This is a genomic window from Pseudomonas sp. EZ-C24 (assembly GCF_014525325.1).
Lineage (GTDB): Bacteria > Pseudomonadota > Gammaproteobacteria > Pseudomonadales > Pseudomonadaceae > Aquipseudomonas > Aquipseudomonas shirazensis.
The window spans coordinates 281,895-296,372 of sequence record NZ_JACDIU010000021.1 but is presented as its reverse complement, the minus strand read 5'-3'; the positions used below and the strand labels follow the sequence as shown (position 1 = coordinate 296,372).

General features: G+C 65.0%; 13 protein-coding genes. 10 read left to right on the top strand and 3 right to left on the bottom strand.

From position 1 onward, the window contains the following. The first annotated feature begins 152 nt into the window (after positions 1-152). The 6 genes from IDM28_RS18735 to IDM28_RS18710 all read left to right on the top strand — a co-directional run bounded on the left by IDM28_RS18735 (position 153) and on the right by IDM28_RS18710 (position 6,417). Positions 153-458 carry a DUF3649 domain-containing protein gene (locus IDM28_RS18735; protein WP_101322071.1) on the top strand — a complete coding sequence of 102 codons (306 nt, stop codon included), beginning with the start codon at positions 153-155 and terminating at the stop codon, positions 456-458. After that, positions 455-2,032 carry a PepSY-associated TM helix domain-containing protein gene (locus tag IDM28_RS18730; protein ID WP_188036640.1) on the top strand — a complete coding sequence of 526 codons (1,578 nt, stop codon included), beginning with the start codon at positions 455-457 and terminating at the stop codon, positions 2,030-2,032. Before IDM28_RS18735 ends, IDM28_RS18730 begins: the two co-directional genes overlap by 4 nt. Continuing rightward, on the top strand, positions 2,032-2,358 hold the full coding sequence (locus tag IDM28_RS18725) for a DUF3325 domain-containing protein (protein WP_188036639.1): 327 nt from the start codon (positions 2,032-2,034) through the stop codon (positions 2,356-2,358). The genes IDM28_RS18730 and IDM28_RS18725 overlap by 1 nt, the downstream gene beginning before the upstream one ends. Positions 2,359-2,362: 4 nt before the next feature. Further along, on the top strand, positions 2,363-2,914 hold the full coding sequence (locus tag IDM28_RS18720; RefSeq protein ID WP_188036638.1) for an RNA polymerase sigma factor: 552 nt from the start codon (positions 2,363-2,365) through the stop codon (positions 2,912-2,914). Next, on the top strand, positions 2,911-3,918 hold the full coding sequence (locus IDM28_RS18715) for a FecR family protein (RefSeq protein WP_188036637.1): 1,008 nt from the start codon (positions 2,911-2,913) through the stop codon (positions 3,916-3,918). Before IDM28_RS18720 ends, IDM28_RS18715 begins: the two co-directional genes overlap by 4 nt. Positions 3,919-4,014: 96 nt before the next feature. Continuing rightward, positions 4,015-6,417 (top strand): TonB-dependent siderophore receptor, encoded by a 2,403-nt coding sequence (locus IDM28_RS18710; protein WP_188036636.1) that lies wholly within the window; start codon positions 4,015-4,017, stop codon positions 6,415-6,417. Here IDM28_RS18710 and IDM28_RS18705 read toward each other — a convergent pair. Then, positions 6,414-7,289 (bottom strand): helix-turn-helix domain-containing protein, encoded by an 876-nt coding sequence (locus IDM28_RS18705; RefSeq protein WP_101322066.1) that lies wholly within the window; start codon positions 7,287-7,289, stop codon positions 6,414-6,416. The two genes, IDM28_RS18710 and IDM28_RS18705, sit on opposite strands and share 4 nt — an antisense overlap. A 144-nt stretch (positions 7,290-7,433) precedes the next feature. Here IDM28_RS18705 and IDM28_RS18700 point away from each other — a divergent pair, with 144 nt between their 5' ends. Next, entirely contained in the window at positions 7,434-8,336 is a 903-nt protein-coding gene (locus tag IDM28_RS18700) for a DMT family transporter (protein ID WP_188036635.1), read from the top strand. A gap of 44 nt (positions 8,337-8,380) precedes the next feature. Here IDM28_RS18700 and IDM28_RS18695 read toward each other — a convergent pair whose 3' ends face one another. Further along, complete coding sequence (locus IDM28_RS18695) at positions 8,381-9,355, bottom strand: 2-hydroxyacid dehydrogenase (RefSeq protein WP_188036634.1); 975 nt, start codon at positions 9,353-9,355, stop codon at positions 8,381-8,383. 117 nt (positions 9,356-9,472) lie between these two features. Continuing rightward, positions 9,473-10,420: a LysR family transcriptional regulator gene (locus tag IDM28_RS18690; protein ID WP_101322063.1), complete on the bottom strand. Its 948-nt coding sequence runs from the start codon at positions 10,418-10,420 to the stop codon at positions 9,473-9,475. A 177-nt stretch (positions 10,421-10,597) separates the two neighbouring features. Here IDM28_RS18690 and IDM28_RS18685 point away from each other — a divergent pair, with 177 nt between their 5' ends. From IDM28_RS18685 to IDM28_RS18675, 3 genes are read left to right on the top strand one after another with little or no spacing between them, the layout of a single operon-like run. Then, positions 10,598-12,124, top strand: coding sequence for an efflux transporter outer membrane subunit (locus IDM28_RS18685; RefSeq protein ID WP_188036633.1), 1,527 nt, complete (start codon positions 10,598-10,600; stop codon positions 12,122-12,124). After that, positions 12,121-14,283, top strand: coding sequence for an FUSC family protein (locus tag IDM28_RS18680; RefSeq protein ID WP_188036632.1), 2,163 nt, complete (start codon positions 12,121-12,123; stop codon positions 14,281-14,283). The genes IDM28_RS18685 and IDM28_RS18680 overlap by 4 nt, the downstream gene beginning before the upstream one ends. Then, positions 14,273-14,473, top strand: coding sequence for a DUF1656 domain-containing protein (locus IDM28_RS18675; RefSeq protein ID WP_101322060.1), 201 nt, complete (start codon positions 14,273-14,275; stop codon positions 14,471-14,473). Before IDM28_RS18680 ends, IDM28_RS18675 begins: the two co-directional genes overlap by 11 nt. Positions 14,474-14,478 lie beyond the last annotated feature (5 nt).

The following is a 14,478-nucleotide window of genomic DNA, read 5'->3' as shown; positions in this document are numbered from 1 at the left end:
TGATTGGCGCGAGTGCTAGTAAGAATGGTTCGCATTGTAATTTCCCTGCAGCATGTCGGCAATCCTCAAAAAACCGATAGGAGCCGCAGCCGAGCTTTGCTTATGAGAATTGAAATCATTATTATTGATGGCTTCAATTAGCGGACCTTGTCATGAAGCGCAAAGCTGGCGGGATTCTCCTGAGCTATCGACTGGCTGTAGCCTCGCGCTGCCTGGCGGCCTTGCTTGGCGGCTACCTGCTGGCGTCGATGGCAAGCGTCTGTATCACCTTGCTGGTGCCCATGACCCCGGTCGACGCGACCTTGACCGGGATGATGCTGTCGTTCGTGTTTTACCTGCTGGCGTTCATCTGGTGCTTCGCCTGCCGCACGGCCGCCCGCGCCTGGCTTGGTGTACTGCTGCCAAGCCTTGCGCTGGCGCTGATCAATGGGCTGGCTTACTGGATGAAGAACCCATGAAAGAAGGCTTTCGCCAGGCCATGGCCTGGCTGCACACCTGGACTGGGCTGCTGTTTGGCTGGCTGCTGTTCGCGATTTTCCTGACCGGCACGCTGTCGTACTTCAAGGACGAGATCACCCACTGGAGCCAGCCCGAGGTACAGCGCCATCAGCTCGACCCGGCTGTCAGCCTTGACCTCGCCCAGCGGTATCTGCAGAGCAACGCCGCCACTGCCGGCAGCTGGTTCATCCGCCTGCCCAGCGACCGCGAGCCTGCCCTCAGCGTCAGCTGGCGCGACCCCAACGCCACCGGGCGGCGCGGTTTCATCAGCCATGAGCTGGACGCGCGCAGCGGTGAGCGGGTAGAGGTGCGCGACAGCCGCGGTGGCGACTTCTTCTACCGCTTCCACTTCCAGTTGCAGATGCCGCACCCGTGGGGCCGCTGGCTGGCGACTTTCTGCGCGCTGATCATGCTGCTGGGGCTGGTCACCGGGATCATCACCCACAAGAAGATCTTCAAGGAATTCTTCACTTTCCGCCCAGGCAAGGGCCAGCGTTCGTGGCTGGACGGCCACAACGCGATCGGCGTGCTGGTACTGCCGTTTCACCTGATGATCAGCTACAGCAGCCTGCTGCTGTTCATGTACATGGTCATGCCGGCGAGCATCATGGCGGCATACAAGGGCGAATCCGACACTTACTTCAGCGAGCTGTTCGGCCGTGACGAAGCGCCCAAGGCCGCCGGCGTGGCAGCGCCGCTGACCGATCTGCCGGCGCTGTATGCCAAGGTGCAGACCATCGTGCCCGGCGCCCGTATCGGCTACCTGCAGGTTGCCAACCCCGGCGACAGCAATGCCCGGGTGACCGTGACCCAGGCCGCCGCCGATCACGTCGCCTATCAGCGCAGCGCCAACTGGACCTTCGATGGCGTCAGCGGCGCGCAGCTCAGCCAGGGCGAGCCGGAAAGCGCGGCGATGATGACCTCGTTCACCATCGCCGGCCTGCACATGGGCAACTTTGCCGGGCCGTGGCTGCGCTGGTTGTACTTTGTGTTTGGCGTGGCCGGTACTGCGGTGATCGGCACCGGCCTGGTGATGTGGCTGGGCAAGCGCCAGCTCAAGCACGCCAAGAGTGGCCGCTTGCCGTTCGAGTTGCGCCTGGTCGAAGTGCTCAATATCGCCAGCATGAGCGGGCTGTTGCTCGGCGTGGCAGGGTTCTTCTGGGCCAATCGGTTGCTGCCAATCGGCATGCCGGGGCGGGCTGATTGGGAGATCAACGTGTTCTTCCTGGCCTGGGCCCTGTCGCCGCTGCACGCGCTGCTGCGGCCGGGGCGCAAGGCCTGGGGCGAGCAATTGGCGCTGGGGGCACTGGCGTTTGCCGGGCTGGCGCTGCTCAACGCGGTGGTCACCGGCCACGGCCTTGATCAGTCGATCGCCCGTGGCGACTGGGCCATGGCCGGCTTTGACCTTACCGCGCTGGGCACCGGGCTGTTCCTCGCCTGGGCCGCTGGCAAGATGCTGCGCACGCCCAACGTGCAGGCCAAGCGCGCACCGCGTGCTGCCAAAGCCGCCTCGACCACGGCCGAGGTGAACTGATGCTGAGCGTCGCTCTGATCACCTTCGCCGGGCTGGTGGCCCTGTGTCTGGCGATGGAAAAGCACTTCGGTGAGCTGCTCAAGCGCAAACCCAAGCCTGGGCAATTACCTGCCCTGCGTTGGGCTGGCTGGGCGCTGCTGGTGCTGTCGCTGATCCTTGCTGTCAACGTTCGCGGCCTGGCCTTCGGCCTGGTTGAGTGGTTCGCGCTGGTGATGGCCGGGCTGACCCTGTGGGTGTTTGACCTGCCTTATCAGCCACGGCTGTTGCTTGGCCTGGCCCTGGTCAGCGTGCTGCTCGGGCCGGTGCTGGCTGCGCTGGGTGTGTGAGCGCTTGAACGAGCCAACGCCCAGCAACCCGGCAGACGCCGACGCCGCCAGTGGCCGGGCGCGCTTCGTCCAGGTGTTTCTCGCCCAGCGCGGGCGCATGGAAGCACTGGTCAGCCGCCGGGTGGGCTGCCGGGCGACCGCGGCGGACCTGGTGCAGGAGTTGTTCCTGCGCTTCTGGCGCCGGCCCGAGGTCAAGGTCGAAGCACTGGATACCTACCTGCTGCGCTGCGCCGGTAACCTGGCGATCGACCACCTGCGCAGTGAGGGCAGCCGTGGCCGAGTAGTCGAAGGCTTGCCGGTTTCAGATGACAGCCCGGCGCCAGAGCAGGCGCTGGCCGCCGAGCATGATCTGCAGCGGATCGAGACCGCGTTGCGCGGCCTGCCCGAGCGCAGCCGGCAGATATTTCTGCTCAGCCGCGTCCACGGCTGCACCTACGGCGAAATCGCCAAGGCCATGCAGTTGTCCCAGAGCGCTGTGGAAAAGCATATGATGCGCGCCCTCGAAGCGTGCAAGGCAAGCGTTGCCGCGCCGCGCAGGCCAGGAGGCGGCCGATGACCAGCCACACCGAGCCAAGCACCAAGGCTCCCGAGCAGGCGGCGCTGCATTGGCTGAACCGCATCGTTCACAATCCAGGCGAAGCCCAGGCTGCGCCGTTCAAACGCTGGTTGCTGGCCGACCCGGCCAATCGCGAGGCGTATGCGCACGCAGAGCATGTCTGGCAACTGAGCCAACTGCCGGCGGCCAAACTGGCCGAAGAACAGCAGGCCAGTCTGCAGCCATACCTGGACGCTATCCGCCAGGCTCGCCAGCCCAAGCGCTGGGGCCGTCGTGGTGGTGCTTTGGCTGCCGCCGCCTGCCTGCTGCTGGCGCTGGGCAGCGTCGGCGGCTGGCAGCCGCAGCATTGGTTGCAGGATGCCCAGGCCGACTACCGCAGTGGCGCTGAGTTGCAGCAAATCACCCTGGCCGATGGCTCGCAGATGACCCTGGATGCGGGCAGCGCGGTGGCGGTCGACTTCGATCACGGTGAGCGGCGGATTCAGCTTTTGCGCGGCGCAGCGTTCTTCCAGGTGACCCACACCGGTCAACCCTTTCTGGTCGACGCCGCTGGCGGTGAAGTGCGCGTGCTCGGCACTCAGTTTGAAGTACGCGAGCAAGGCGAGGGCGCCCAGGTCACGGTGCGCAGCGGCCGCGTTGCAGTAACGCCGACGGCAGGTCAGTCGGCCCGCGAGCTGACGGCCAATCAGCAACTGACCTATGCCGCAGGCCGCGCCGGGCAGATCGAAGCCGTCGACAGTGACAGCCGCCTGGCCTGGCGTCAGGGCTGGCTAAGTTATCAACAGGTGCCGTTGGCCGACGTGCTGGAAGACCTGCGTCGCTATTACCCAGGGCGGATCGTGCTGCTCGATGACACCCTGGGCCAGCGCCTTGTCAGTGCCAGCATTCCGGCCAATCAACCGCTGCTGGCGCTGGATTCGCTGGGCCAGGTGGTGGGTTTCTCGCGGCAGACGTTGCTCGGCCGGCTCACTTTGCTCAAATCATCAGATGCCTCTGAAAAATAATTGCGAATTGTTGTGAGGTAACCGGCGACGCCATCCGTGTAGTGAGTGAAAAGCGATTCATTCGCATGCGATCACCCCTCTTTCAGGTCAGCGTCCATGAAGTTCACCTCGCGTTGCGTTCCCCTCTGGCTGGGTCTTGCCAGCCTGTCCGGCGCCGTCGTTGCCCCGCCTGCCAGTGCTGCGGCGCAAGCACAGCTGTACAGCTTCGCCCAGCCCAGCCAGCCGTTGCCGGCGGCACTCAACGCCTTTAGCCGCACCACCGGCCAGAGCCTGGTCTATACCGTCGAACTGCCCAACCTGCAGGCCCCGGCCTTGAGCGGTTCGCTCAGCGCCGAACAGGCCTTGCAGCAACTGCTGGGCAATGCCGGCCTGAGCTGGCGGCGCGTCGATGCACGCACCCTTACGCTGGAGCCGGTGGACACTTCCGGTGCGCTCAACCTGCAGGCGATCAACGTCAACTCGCAAAGCGACCTGTACAGCTATCAACCCCCCGCCAACGCCTCGATCATGCGCGGCCAGGGCGCGGTGCAGGACATCCCCCACACCATCAACGTGGTCCCGGCCCAGGTCATCCGCGACCAGGCGCCGCGCAACCTGGACGATGCCCTGGCCAACGTCAGCGGCATCACCCAGGGCAACAATTTCGGCGGCACTGCGGACACGGTGATGAAACGCGGTTTTGGCGACAACCGCGACGGCTCGATCATGCGCGACGGCATGCCGCTGGTGCAGGGGCGCAGCCTCAATGCCAGCACCGAGCGGGTCGAAGTACTCAAGGGCCCGGCCTCGCTGTTGTATGGCATCCAGGACCCGGGCGGGGTGATCAACGTGGTCAGCAAGCGCCCGCAACTGGAGCAGTACAACGCCTTGAACCTGCGCGGCTCGACCTACGGCAGCGGCAAGAACGGCAGCGGCGGCGGCTTCGACAGTACCGGCGCGCTGGGCGACACGCCGCTGGCCTACCGGCTGATCGTCGACCACGAAGACGAAGACTACTGGCGCAACTACGGCGTGCACCGCGAGTCGATGGTCGCGCCGTCGCTGGCTTGGTTGGGCGAGGATACGCAAGTGGTGCTGGCCTACGAGCACCGCGAGTTTCTCTATCCGTTCGACCGCGGTACCGCCTTCGGCAGCAATGGCCACCCGTTGAATATCCCGGCAACCCGGCGTCTTGATGAGCCGTTCAACGACATGCAGGGGCGCAGCGACCTGTACCGGCTCGAGCTGGACCACCAGCTCAGCGACGACTGGAAGGTCCATGCCGGCTACAGCTTCAACCGCGAAACCTACGATGCCAGCCAGGTCCGCGTGACCGGCGTCAACGAGGCCCGTGGCACCTTGACCCGGAGTATCGATGGCACCCACGGCGCGATGAGCCGCGACCAATTCGCCACCGTCAGCCTGAACGGCAACCTCGAATTGGCCGGGCTGCGCAATGACCTGCTGCTCGGCCTTGATCACGAAGACCGCAAGGTGTTTCGCGGCGACCTGATCCGCCAGACCAGCCGCTCGACCTTCAGCTACCAGAACCCGGTGTATGGCCAGGAGGTGGAAGGCAGCAACGTGCGCGCCAGCGACAGCGACCAGACCGACAAGCTGCGCACCGACTCGCTGTTCGTGCAGGACGCGCTGCACCTCGATGAGCACTGGATTCTGGTGGCCGGCGCGCGCTTCCAGCAGTATGACCAGTACGCCGGCCGCGGCCGCCCGTTCAAGGCCAACACCGACAGCAATGGCCAGACCTGGGTGCCGAATGCTGGCGTGGTGTACAAGGTCGATGAGCAGTTGTCGCTGTATGCCAGCTACAGTGAGTCGTTCAAGCCAAACTCGACCATCGCGCCGATCAGCGTCGGCGCTGGCCAGACCCTCACGCTGGATGGCAGCATCGCTCCGGAGGAGGGCAAGTCGTGGGAGCTGGGGGCCAAGCTGGACATGCCTGGGCAGCTCACTGGCAACATTGCCCTGTTCGACATCACCAAGCGCAATGTCCTGGTCGCCAATGGCACCAGCGACACTGGCACGATCATCTACAGCAACGCCGGTGAAGTTCGCTCGCGTGGGCTTGAGATGGACCTCAGCGGCCAGCTCAGCGAGCGCTGGAGCCTGATCGGCAGCTATGCCTTCACCGATGCCGAAGTGACCAAGGATCCAGAGCTCAAGGGCAAGCGTTTGCAGAACGTGGCGCGCAACAGTGGCTCGCTGTCGGCGGTGTATGACTACGGTAGCCTGTTCGGTGGCGACCGCCTGCGCCTGGGCGCTGGCGCCCGCTATGTCGGCGAGCGTGCCGGCAACGCGGCCAATGACTTCGACCTGCCGGCCTACACCGTGGCCGATGCCTTCGCCAGCTACGAAACCCAGCTCGACGAGCACAAGGTGCGTCTGCAACTGAACGTGAAGAACCTGTTCGACAAGGTCTATTACAGCTCGGCAGTGAATAGTTACTTCGTTGCTGTTGGCGATGCACGCCAGGTCAGCCTGTCGACCACCCTGGAGTTCTAACCGCGCCAGGCTGCCCGGTATTCGCCAGGCGTCGCCGCAAAGGCCTGGCGGAAACGGTTGCTGAAGTGGCTGGCGCTGGCAAAACCGCAGTGCAGGGCAATCTGCAGCAAGGGCTGTTGGCCGTAACGCAACATCTGGCAAGCACGCTGCAGGCGGCGGGCCAGCAGGTATTGATGCGGCGGCAGGCCGAAGCTTGCACGAAACATCCGCGCAAAGTGGTATTCGGAGAGGTTGCAGCGCAGCGCCAGCTCGCCGAGGCTGAGCGGCTGGTCCAGGTGCGCTTCGATGTACTCGGCCAGTTGCCGGCGCACACTTGGCGCCAGGCCGCCCTTGAGGCGTAAGCCCTGGCGCAGCCCGGCCTGGCTGAGCACCGCATGGTCGACGATGGCATGCGCCAGGCTGCTCGCCAGCAGGCGTTCGCCGGGTTCGTCCCAGGCCATGCCGATCAGCTGGCGAAAGCGCTGCGCCTGCTCGCGGTCATCGACGAAGGTCGCTTCGCGCAGCTGCATTTCCCGCGGTTCACGGTCGAGCAGGCGAATGCAGCCGAGGGCGAACTGTTCCTCGCTGATGTACAGGTGGGCCAGGCGGATCGAGCCGTTGACTACCCAGTTCGACTCGGAGCCAGCCGGCATGATGCACAGCTTGTCCGGGGCGCCCTTGTCCGAAGGGCGCTGACGGCGAAAGGTGCCGGTGCCGTCGCTGATGTAGCACGACAGCGTGTGGTGGCTCGGCGCCTGATAATCGCGGGCGTCGTCGCGGTTGCTCCACACCGCCGCCGACAGGCCGTCAGCCAACTGCACGCTGTGCTCCAGGCGTGCGTTGGGCGCCGCATGCATGACGTTGAAGACTTGCAACTGGCTGAATGGGGTCATGGTGAAATCCTCTGATTGCCATCCTACTGCGCTGGCGCGCGGATGGCAGCCGCTGGCGACGCAAAAGCGCAAGTTTGTGCAAGCGCCGCGAGCAGCCGAACCGGACACTGCCTGCATCGTCATGCCTTGCCAGAGAGTCCCGCCATGAACCTGTCGCTGTACCTGCTGACCGTACTCATCTGGGGTACCACCTGGATCGCCCTGAAACTGCAGTTGGGGGTGGTCGCCATCCCGGTATCGATCGTCTACCGCTTTGCCCTGGCCGGGCTGCTGCTGTTCGTCATCCTGGTGCTCACCCGTCGCCTGCAACCGATGAACCGGCGCGGGCATCTGATCTGCCTGGCGCAGGGCTTGTGCCTGTTCTGTGTCAACTTCATGTGCTTTTTGACCGCCAGTCAATGGATCGCCAGCGGCCTGCTGGCGGTGGTGTTCTCCACGGCAACCCTGTGGAATGCGCTGAATGCGCGGATATTCTTCGGCCAGCGCATCGCCAGCAACGTGCTGGCCGGCGGTGCACTGGGCCTGCTCGGGCTGGGGCTGCTGTTTTCGCCAGAACTGAGTAGCCACGGCGCCAGCCGCGAAACCTTGTACGGGATCGGCCTGGCCTTGCTTGGCACGTTGTGTTTTTCGGCAGGCAACATGCTCTCGAGCATGCAGCAGAAAGCCGGGCTGCGGCCATTGACCACCAACGCCTGGGGCATGCTCTACGGTGCCGGGATGCTGGGAATGTACTGCGTGCTGCGCGGGATTCCGTTCGACATGGAGTGGAACAATCGTTACATCGGCTCGCTGCTGTACCTGGTGATACCGGGTTCGGTGATCGCTTTTACCGCGTACCTGACGCTGGTTGGGCGCATAGGCCCGGAGCGGGCCGCGTACAGCACGGTGCTGTTCCCGCTGGTAGCGCTGAACGTGTCGGCATTTGCCGAAGGCTACCAATGGACCACGCCAGCGTTGTTGGGCCTGGTGGCGGTGATGGCAGGCAACGTGCTGGTGTTTCGCAAGCCCAAGGTCAAGCGGCCCGAAGCTGTAGCGGTGGCGCCGTAACCTTCAGATCGCCGGGGGCGCGAAGCGGCCCCCAACGGTAGTGATCAGTGCTTCCAAACCTGCGGATTGACCAAATCCCGCGGGCGCTCGCCGAGCAGCGCTGCGCGCAGGTTGTCCAGCGCGCGGTTGGCCATCGCCTCGCGGGTTTCGGCGGTGGCCGAGCCGATGTGCGGCAAGGTCAGCGCGTTGGGCAGCTGGAACAACGGCGACTCAGCCAGCGGCTCATGCTCGTAGACGTCCAGGCCCGCGCCACGAATGGTCCTGGCCTGCAGCGCCTCGATCAGCGCCGCCTCATCCACCACTGGCCCGCGGGCGATGTTGATCAGGAACGCGCTGGGCTTCATCAGTTGCAGCTCGCGGGCGCCGATCAGCTTGCGCGTGGCCTCCGACAACGGCACCACCACGCAGACGAAGTCGGCTTCGGCCAGCAGTTGCTCGAGGCTGCGGTACTGCGCGCCGAGCTCTTGTTCCAATGCCTGCTTGCGGCTGTTGCCGGCATACACGATCGACATGTTGAAACCGAAGCGGCCACGCCGGGCAATCGCCGCGCCGATATTGCCCATGCCGATGATACCGAGGGTCTTGCCGTGTACGTCAGTGCCGAAGCGCTCCGGGCCGACCGTGGCTTTCCAGTTGCCGGCCTTGGTCCAGGCATCCAGCTCGGCGGTGCGTCGGGCGCAGCCCATGATCAGCGAGAAGCCGAGGTCGGCGGTGCTTTCGGTGAGCACGTCGGGGGTGTTGGTCAGGGCGATGCCGCGCTCGTTGAAGTAGTCGACGTCGTAGTTGTCGTAGCCGACCGATACGCTCGATACCACTTCCAGCTTGGCCGCGCCTTCCAGTTGCGCGCGGCCGAGCTTGCGCCCAGCGCCGATCAGGCCGTGGGCCTCTGGCAGTGCTTCGTTGAACTGGGCGCTGATGTCACCCAATTTGGGGTTGGGCACGATCACGTTGAAGTCGTGCTGCAGGCGCTCGGCCATGGCCGGGGTAATGCGGCTGAAGGCCAGGACGGTCTTTTTCATCGGCAACTCTCTGCAAGGCGCTACGGGTATGCCGGCCTCGACCGCGTAGGTCGAGGCTGGCGCCAGAACAATGCATAGCAACCTACCATTGGTCCCGGCCCCAATGCAGCAGCTTTTTCAGTGGGCAACCAGCAGCTCGTGGGTTTTCAGGTCGGCTTCATGGGCGGCGAGGATCTCCGGCAGCGAGTTGCGCAGGTACTCGACCCAGGTCTTGATCTTGGCATCCAAATATTGCCGGGACGGGTAGATCGCGTACAGGTTCAGCTCCTGCAGGCGGTAGTCCGGCATCACCCGCACCAGGCTGCCATCGCGCAGGCCATCGATGGCCGAGTAGATTGGCAGCACGCCCACGCCCATACCCGAGCGGATCGCGGTCTTCATCGCATCGGCTGAGTTGACCTGAAACGGCGAGCTGTTGATGTTGACCAGCTCTTGGCCCTCAGGCCCGTCGAACAGCCATTTTTCCAGCGGAATGACCGGGCTGACCATGCGCAAGCAGGCGTGCTTGAGCAGATCGGCCGGCTTGTGCGCCATGCCGTGGCGGGCGACGTATTCCGGCGAGGCACAGACGATGCTGTAGGTGATGCCCAGCCGCTGCGAGACGAAGCCGGAGTCGGGCAGCTCGCTGGCGAGCACGATCGACACGTCGTAACCCTCGTCAAGCAGGTCCGGGACGCGGTTGGCCATGGTCAGGTCAAAGGTCACGTCCGGGTGGGTTTCGCGATAGCGAGCGATGGCATCGACCACGAAGTGCTGGCCGACGCCAGTCATCGAGTGCACCTTCAACTGCCCGCCGGGCCGCGCATGGGCGTCGCTGGCTTCGGCTTCGGCTTCCTCGACGTAGGTAAGGATCTGCTCGCAGCGCATCAGGTAGCGCTTGCCCGCTTCGGTCAGGGCAATGCGCCGGGTGGTCCGGTTGAGCAGGCGGGTTTGCAGATGGGCTTCCAGGTTGGAGACCGCTCGCGACACGTTGGCGGTGGTGGTATCCAGTTGCACAGCGGCGGCGGTGAAGCTGCCCAGCTGGGCCACGCAGCTGAACGCACGCATGTTTTGCAGGGTGTCCATGGGTCACTCTCAAAATAGAGGCCGAAATTGTGACATGAAGTTACGAATTCGTTGCTTCGACCAAAGGCGGATTATCGCTGTTTTGGTAACAAAGATTCGCAGGATTATGCGCTTATCGCCAGTCCGGCGGCCCCCTAGAATTGCCCGGCCTCATCCACTTCTCGGGAAATCGCAGCTGTGCCGCGTCGCATCATCGGAGCGCTGAATGCGCTCAGTGCCTGTGCCCTGAGCCTGACCTTGTCGGGCTGTATCGGAACCTGGGGCATCGCCCCGCAAACCCAGACGCTGCAAGCCAACACCCTGCTCACTGACCACGCCATCGCCGAGGCCGCCACGGACGCCCACTGGCCGCGCCAGCAGTGGTGGCAGGCCTATGGCGATCGCCAGCTGGATCGCTGGCTGGAACTGGCCATAGCCGGCAGCCCAAGCCTGGCCATGGCCGCCGCGCGGGTCCGCGAAGCGCGGGCACTGGCCGGTGTCAGCGAAGCGGCCGAGCAGCTGCAGGGCAATGGCCAGGCAAACCTGAAACGGCACAACTGGCCGGAGGACCAGTTCTACGGCCCCGGTGCGCTGTCGGGTGCCAACACCTGGGACAACAACGCTGGCCTTGGTTTGAGCTACGCGCTCGACCTGTGGGGCGGTGAGCGCAGTGCCAGCGAGCAGGCGCTCGACCTCGCGCACATGAACGTGGCCGAAGCGCGGCAGGCCCAGCTCGAGCTGGAAAACAACCTGGTCAAGGTCTACATCCAGTTTGCCTTGCACTTTGCTCAGCGCGACATCGTCCAGGCCGAGCTTGAGCAGCAGGAGCAGCTTGTGGTCCTGGCCAGGCGTCGCCTTGACGGCGGCATCGGGACCCACTTCGAAGTCAGCCAGGCCGAGGCGCCGCTGCCCGAAACCCACCGCCAGCTGGATGCAGTCAACGAGGCGATTGCCCTGGCGCGTAACCAGCTGGCAGCGTTGGCAGGCAAAGGCCCGGGCGAGGGCGCGCAGTTGCAGCGGCCGACTCTGGCCCTCGCCGCGCCGCTGCAATTGCCCTCGACACTGCCCGCCGAGCTGGTCGGCCAGCGCCCGGATGTAGTCGCCAGGCGGTGGCAGGTGGCGGCTCAGGCGCGCGGTATCGAAGTCGTCCACGCCCGCTTCATGCCCAATGTCGATCTGGTCGGCAGCCTGGGGTTCATGGCCACCGGCGGTGGTGCGCTGGCGTTTCTCAGCGGGCGCAAGTTCAACTACAACGTCGGCCCGGCGATCAGCCTGCCGGTGTTCGATGGCGGCCGCCTGCGGGCACAGCTGGGGGTGGCTTCGGCCGGTTATGACGTGGCGGTGGCGCGCTACAACCAGACGGTGGTCGGCGCGTTGAAAGGCATCTCCGACCAGTTGATCCGCCGTGAGTCGATGCACGAGCAGGCGCACTTCGCCGAGCAGTCGGTGGCCGCCGCGCAGAAGACCTACGACATCGCCCTGGTGGCCTTCCAGCGCGGCCTGACCGACTACGTCAACGTGCTCAATGCGCAGACCTTGCTGTTTCGCCAGCAGCAGATTCAGCAGCAGGTACAGGCCGCGCGCCTGACTGCTCACGCCGAGCTGGTCACGGCGCTGGGCGGCGGCTTGCAGGCCGGGGACGACGTGCCCGCGCCAGCGCAACAGGCCGCGCCGAAACCGCCGGCCAGCCTGGCCATAGTCGATCGTCTTGGCGACCGCCGATGAGCCTGCTCTGGAACTGGCTGCACAGCCTGGAATGGCGCCGCGGCTTCTTTGCCTGGGCGCGCACCGACGGGGTGACCTGGGTGTACATCTTCAAGGTGCTGGTGGCGGCGTTCATTACCCTGTGGCTGGCCATGCGCCTGGAACTGCCGCAGCCGCGCACGGCGATGATCACCGTGTTCATCGTCATGCAGCCGCAGAGTGGGCATGTCTTCGCCAAGAGCTTTTACCGTGTGTTAGGCACCTTGGCGGGCTCGGCGATGATGGTCGCGTTGATTGCGATCTTCCCGCAGAACAGCGAGCTGTTCTTGCCAAGCCTGGCGCTGTGGGTCGGCCTGTGCTCGGCCGGGGCCATGCGCTATCGCACCTTCCGTGCCTATGGCTTCGTGCTGGCCGGCTACACCGCAGCGATGATCGGCCTGCCGGTACTGGAGCACCCCGATCAAGCCTTTATGGCGGCGGTGTGGCGGGTGCTGGAAATCTCCCTGGGCATCCTCGTGTCGACTCTGGTCAGCGCGGCGATCCTGCCGCAGTCGGCCAGCGCCGCCATGCGCAACGCCTTGTACCAGCGCTTTGGCGTGTTTGCCGGGGTGGTGGTCGAGGCGCTGCGCGGCAACACCCCGCGCGACCGTTTCGAGGCCAGCAATGTGCGCTTCATCGCCGAGGCGGTGGGCCTGGAGAGCCTGCGCAACGTCACCGCCTTCGAAGACCCGCACATGCGCCGTCGCAGCGGCCGACTGGTGCGCATGAACAGCGAGTTCATGGCCATCAGCACCCGCTTCAATGCCCTTCATCAACTGCTCGAACGGCTGCGCGCGCGCGGCCCTTTGCAGATTGTCGGCGCCATCGAGCCGGGCCTGGAAACCCTCGTCGAGCTGCTCGAACCCTACGTGGGCCGGGCCCTGACCGAAGCCGACGCATTGCGCCTGACCCTCGAACTGGCCGCCTACAAAGATGGCCTGCAAGCCCAGGTGCGCGGCCTGCGCAGCGAGTATCTGCAAACCCATCCCAGCGAAGCCGAGCTGCTCGATTTTCATACGGCCTTTGAGCTGCTCTATCGCCTGGTCGACGAGATGTTCAGCTATGCCCAGACCCACGCCTCACTGTCGGCGCACAGCCACCAGCGCGAGCAGTGGGACGAACCGTACGTGTCGCGGACCAACTGGCTGGTGTCGCTGGCGGCCGGCCTGCGCGCCTCGGCGGTACTGCTCTTGCTCGGCAGCTATTGGCTGCTCAGCGACTGGCCGAGCGGGGCGATGATGACCCTGATCGCGACCGTCACCGCCGGTCTATCGGCTGCTTCGCCAAACCCCAAACGCATGTCGTTCCAGATGGCCTGCGGCACGCTGCTCGGGGCCTTCATCGGCTTTTTCGAAACCTTTTTCGTGTTCCCCTGGATCGACGGTTTCCCGCTGCTGTGCATGGTGCTGGCGCCGGTGTTCGTGCTTGGCGCGTTTCTCTCGTCGCGACCAGCCTATGCCGGTTATGGGATCGGCCTGCTGGTGTTCTTCGCGATCGGCTCGGTGCCGAACAACCTGACTGTTTACAACCCGTACACCTTCATCAACGACTACATCGGCATGCTCCTGGGCATGCTGGTCTGCGCCGCCGCCGGGGCCATCATCCTGCCGCCGAACAGCCGCTGGTTATGGAGCCGGCTGGAGCAGGACTTGCGCGAGCAGGTGCTGTTCGCCATCGGTGGGCGCCTGCGCGGGCTCGGTTCGGCCTTCGACAGCCGCACCCGCGACCTGCTCCATCAAGCCTACGGCCTGGCTGCCGGCAAGCCGCAGGTGCAGAGCCAACTGATGCGCTGGATGTTCGTCGTGCTGGAAATCGGCCACGCCGTGATCGAGCTGCGCAAGGAGCAACACAACGCGCCCGTGCACCCGGCCTATGCCGAGTCGCAGCCGTGGCGCCAGGCGATCCGAGTCATGGGCCGTGCCCTGGCGCGGTTGTTCCTGCAGCCCAGCGCCAGCAACCATGAACGCGCGCTGGTCGCCGTCGACCACGCCATCAGCCGCGTGCAGGCCACCGACGAGCCGTTCGCCCGGCACTTCGACACCTCGCTGCTGCGCCGTGCGCAGAGCTACCTGCACTTCATCCGCAGCTCGCTGCTCGACCCGCAATCGCCACTGGCGCAAGGACTGCCGCATGCCCCGTGAAATTGCCTTCCATGGTGTGTACATGCCGACCATGACCTTGTTGTTTCTGCTTGCCGCAGGACTGGCCTGGGGCCTCGACCGGTTTATCGCCAGCCATGACGGCTACCGCTTCTTCTGGCACCCGGCGCTGCTGCGCCTGTGCCTGTTCATCTGCCTCTTCGGCGCGCTGGCGCTGACTGTCTACTGGTGAGAACC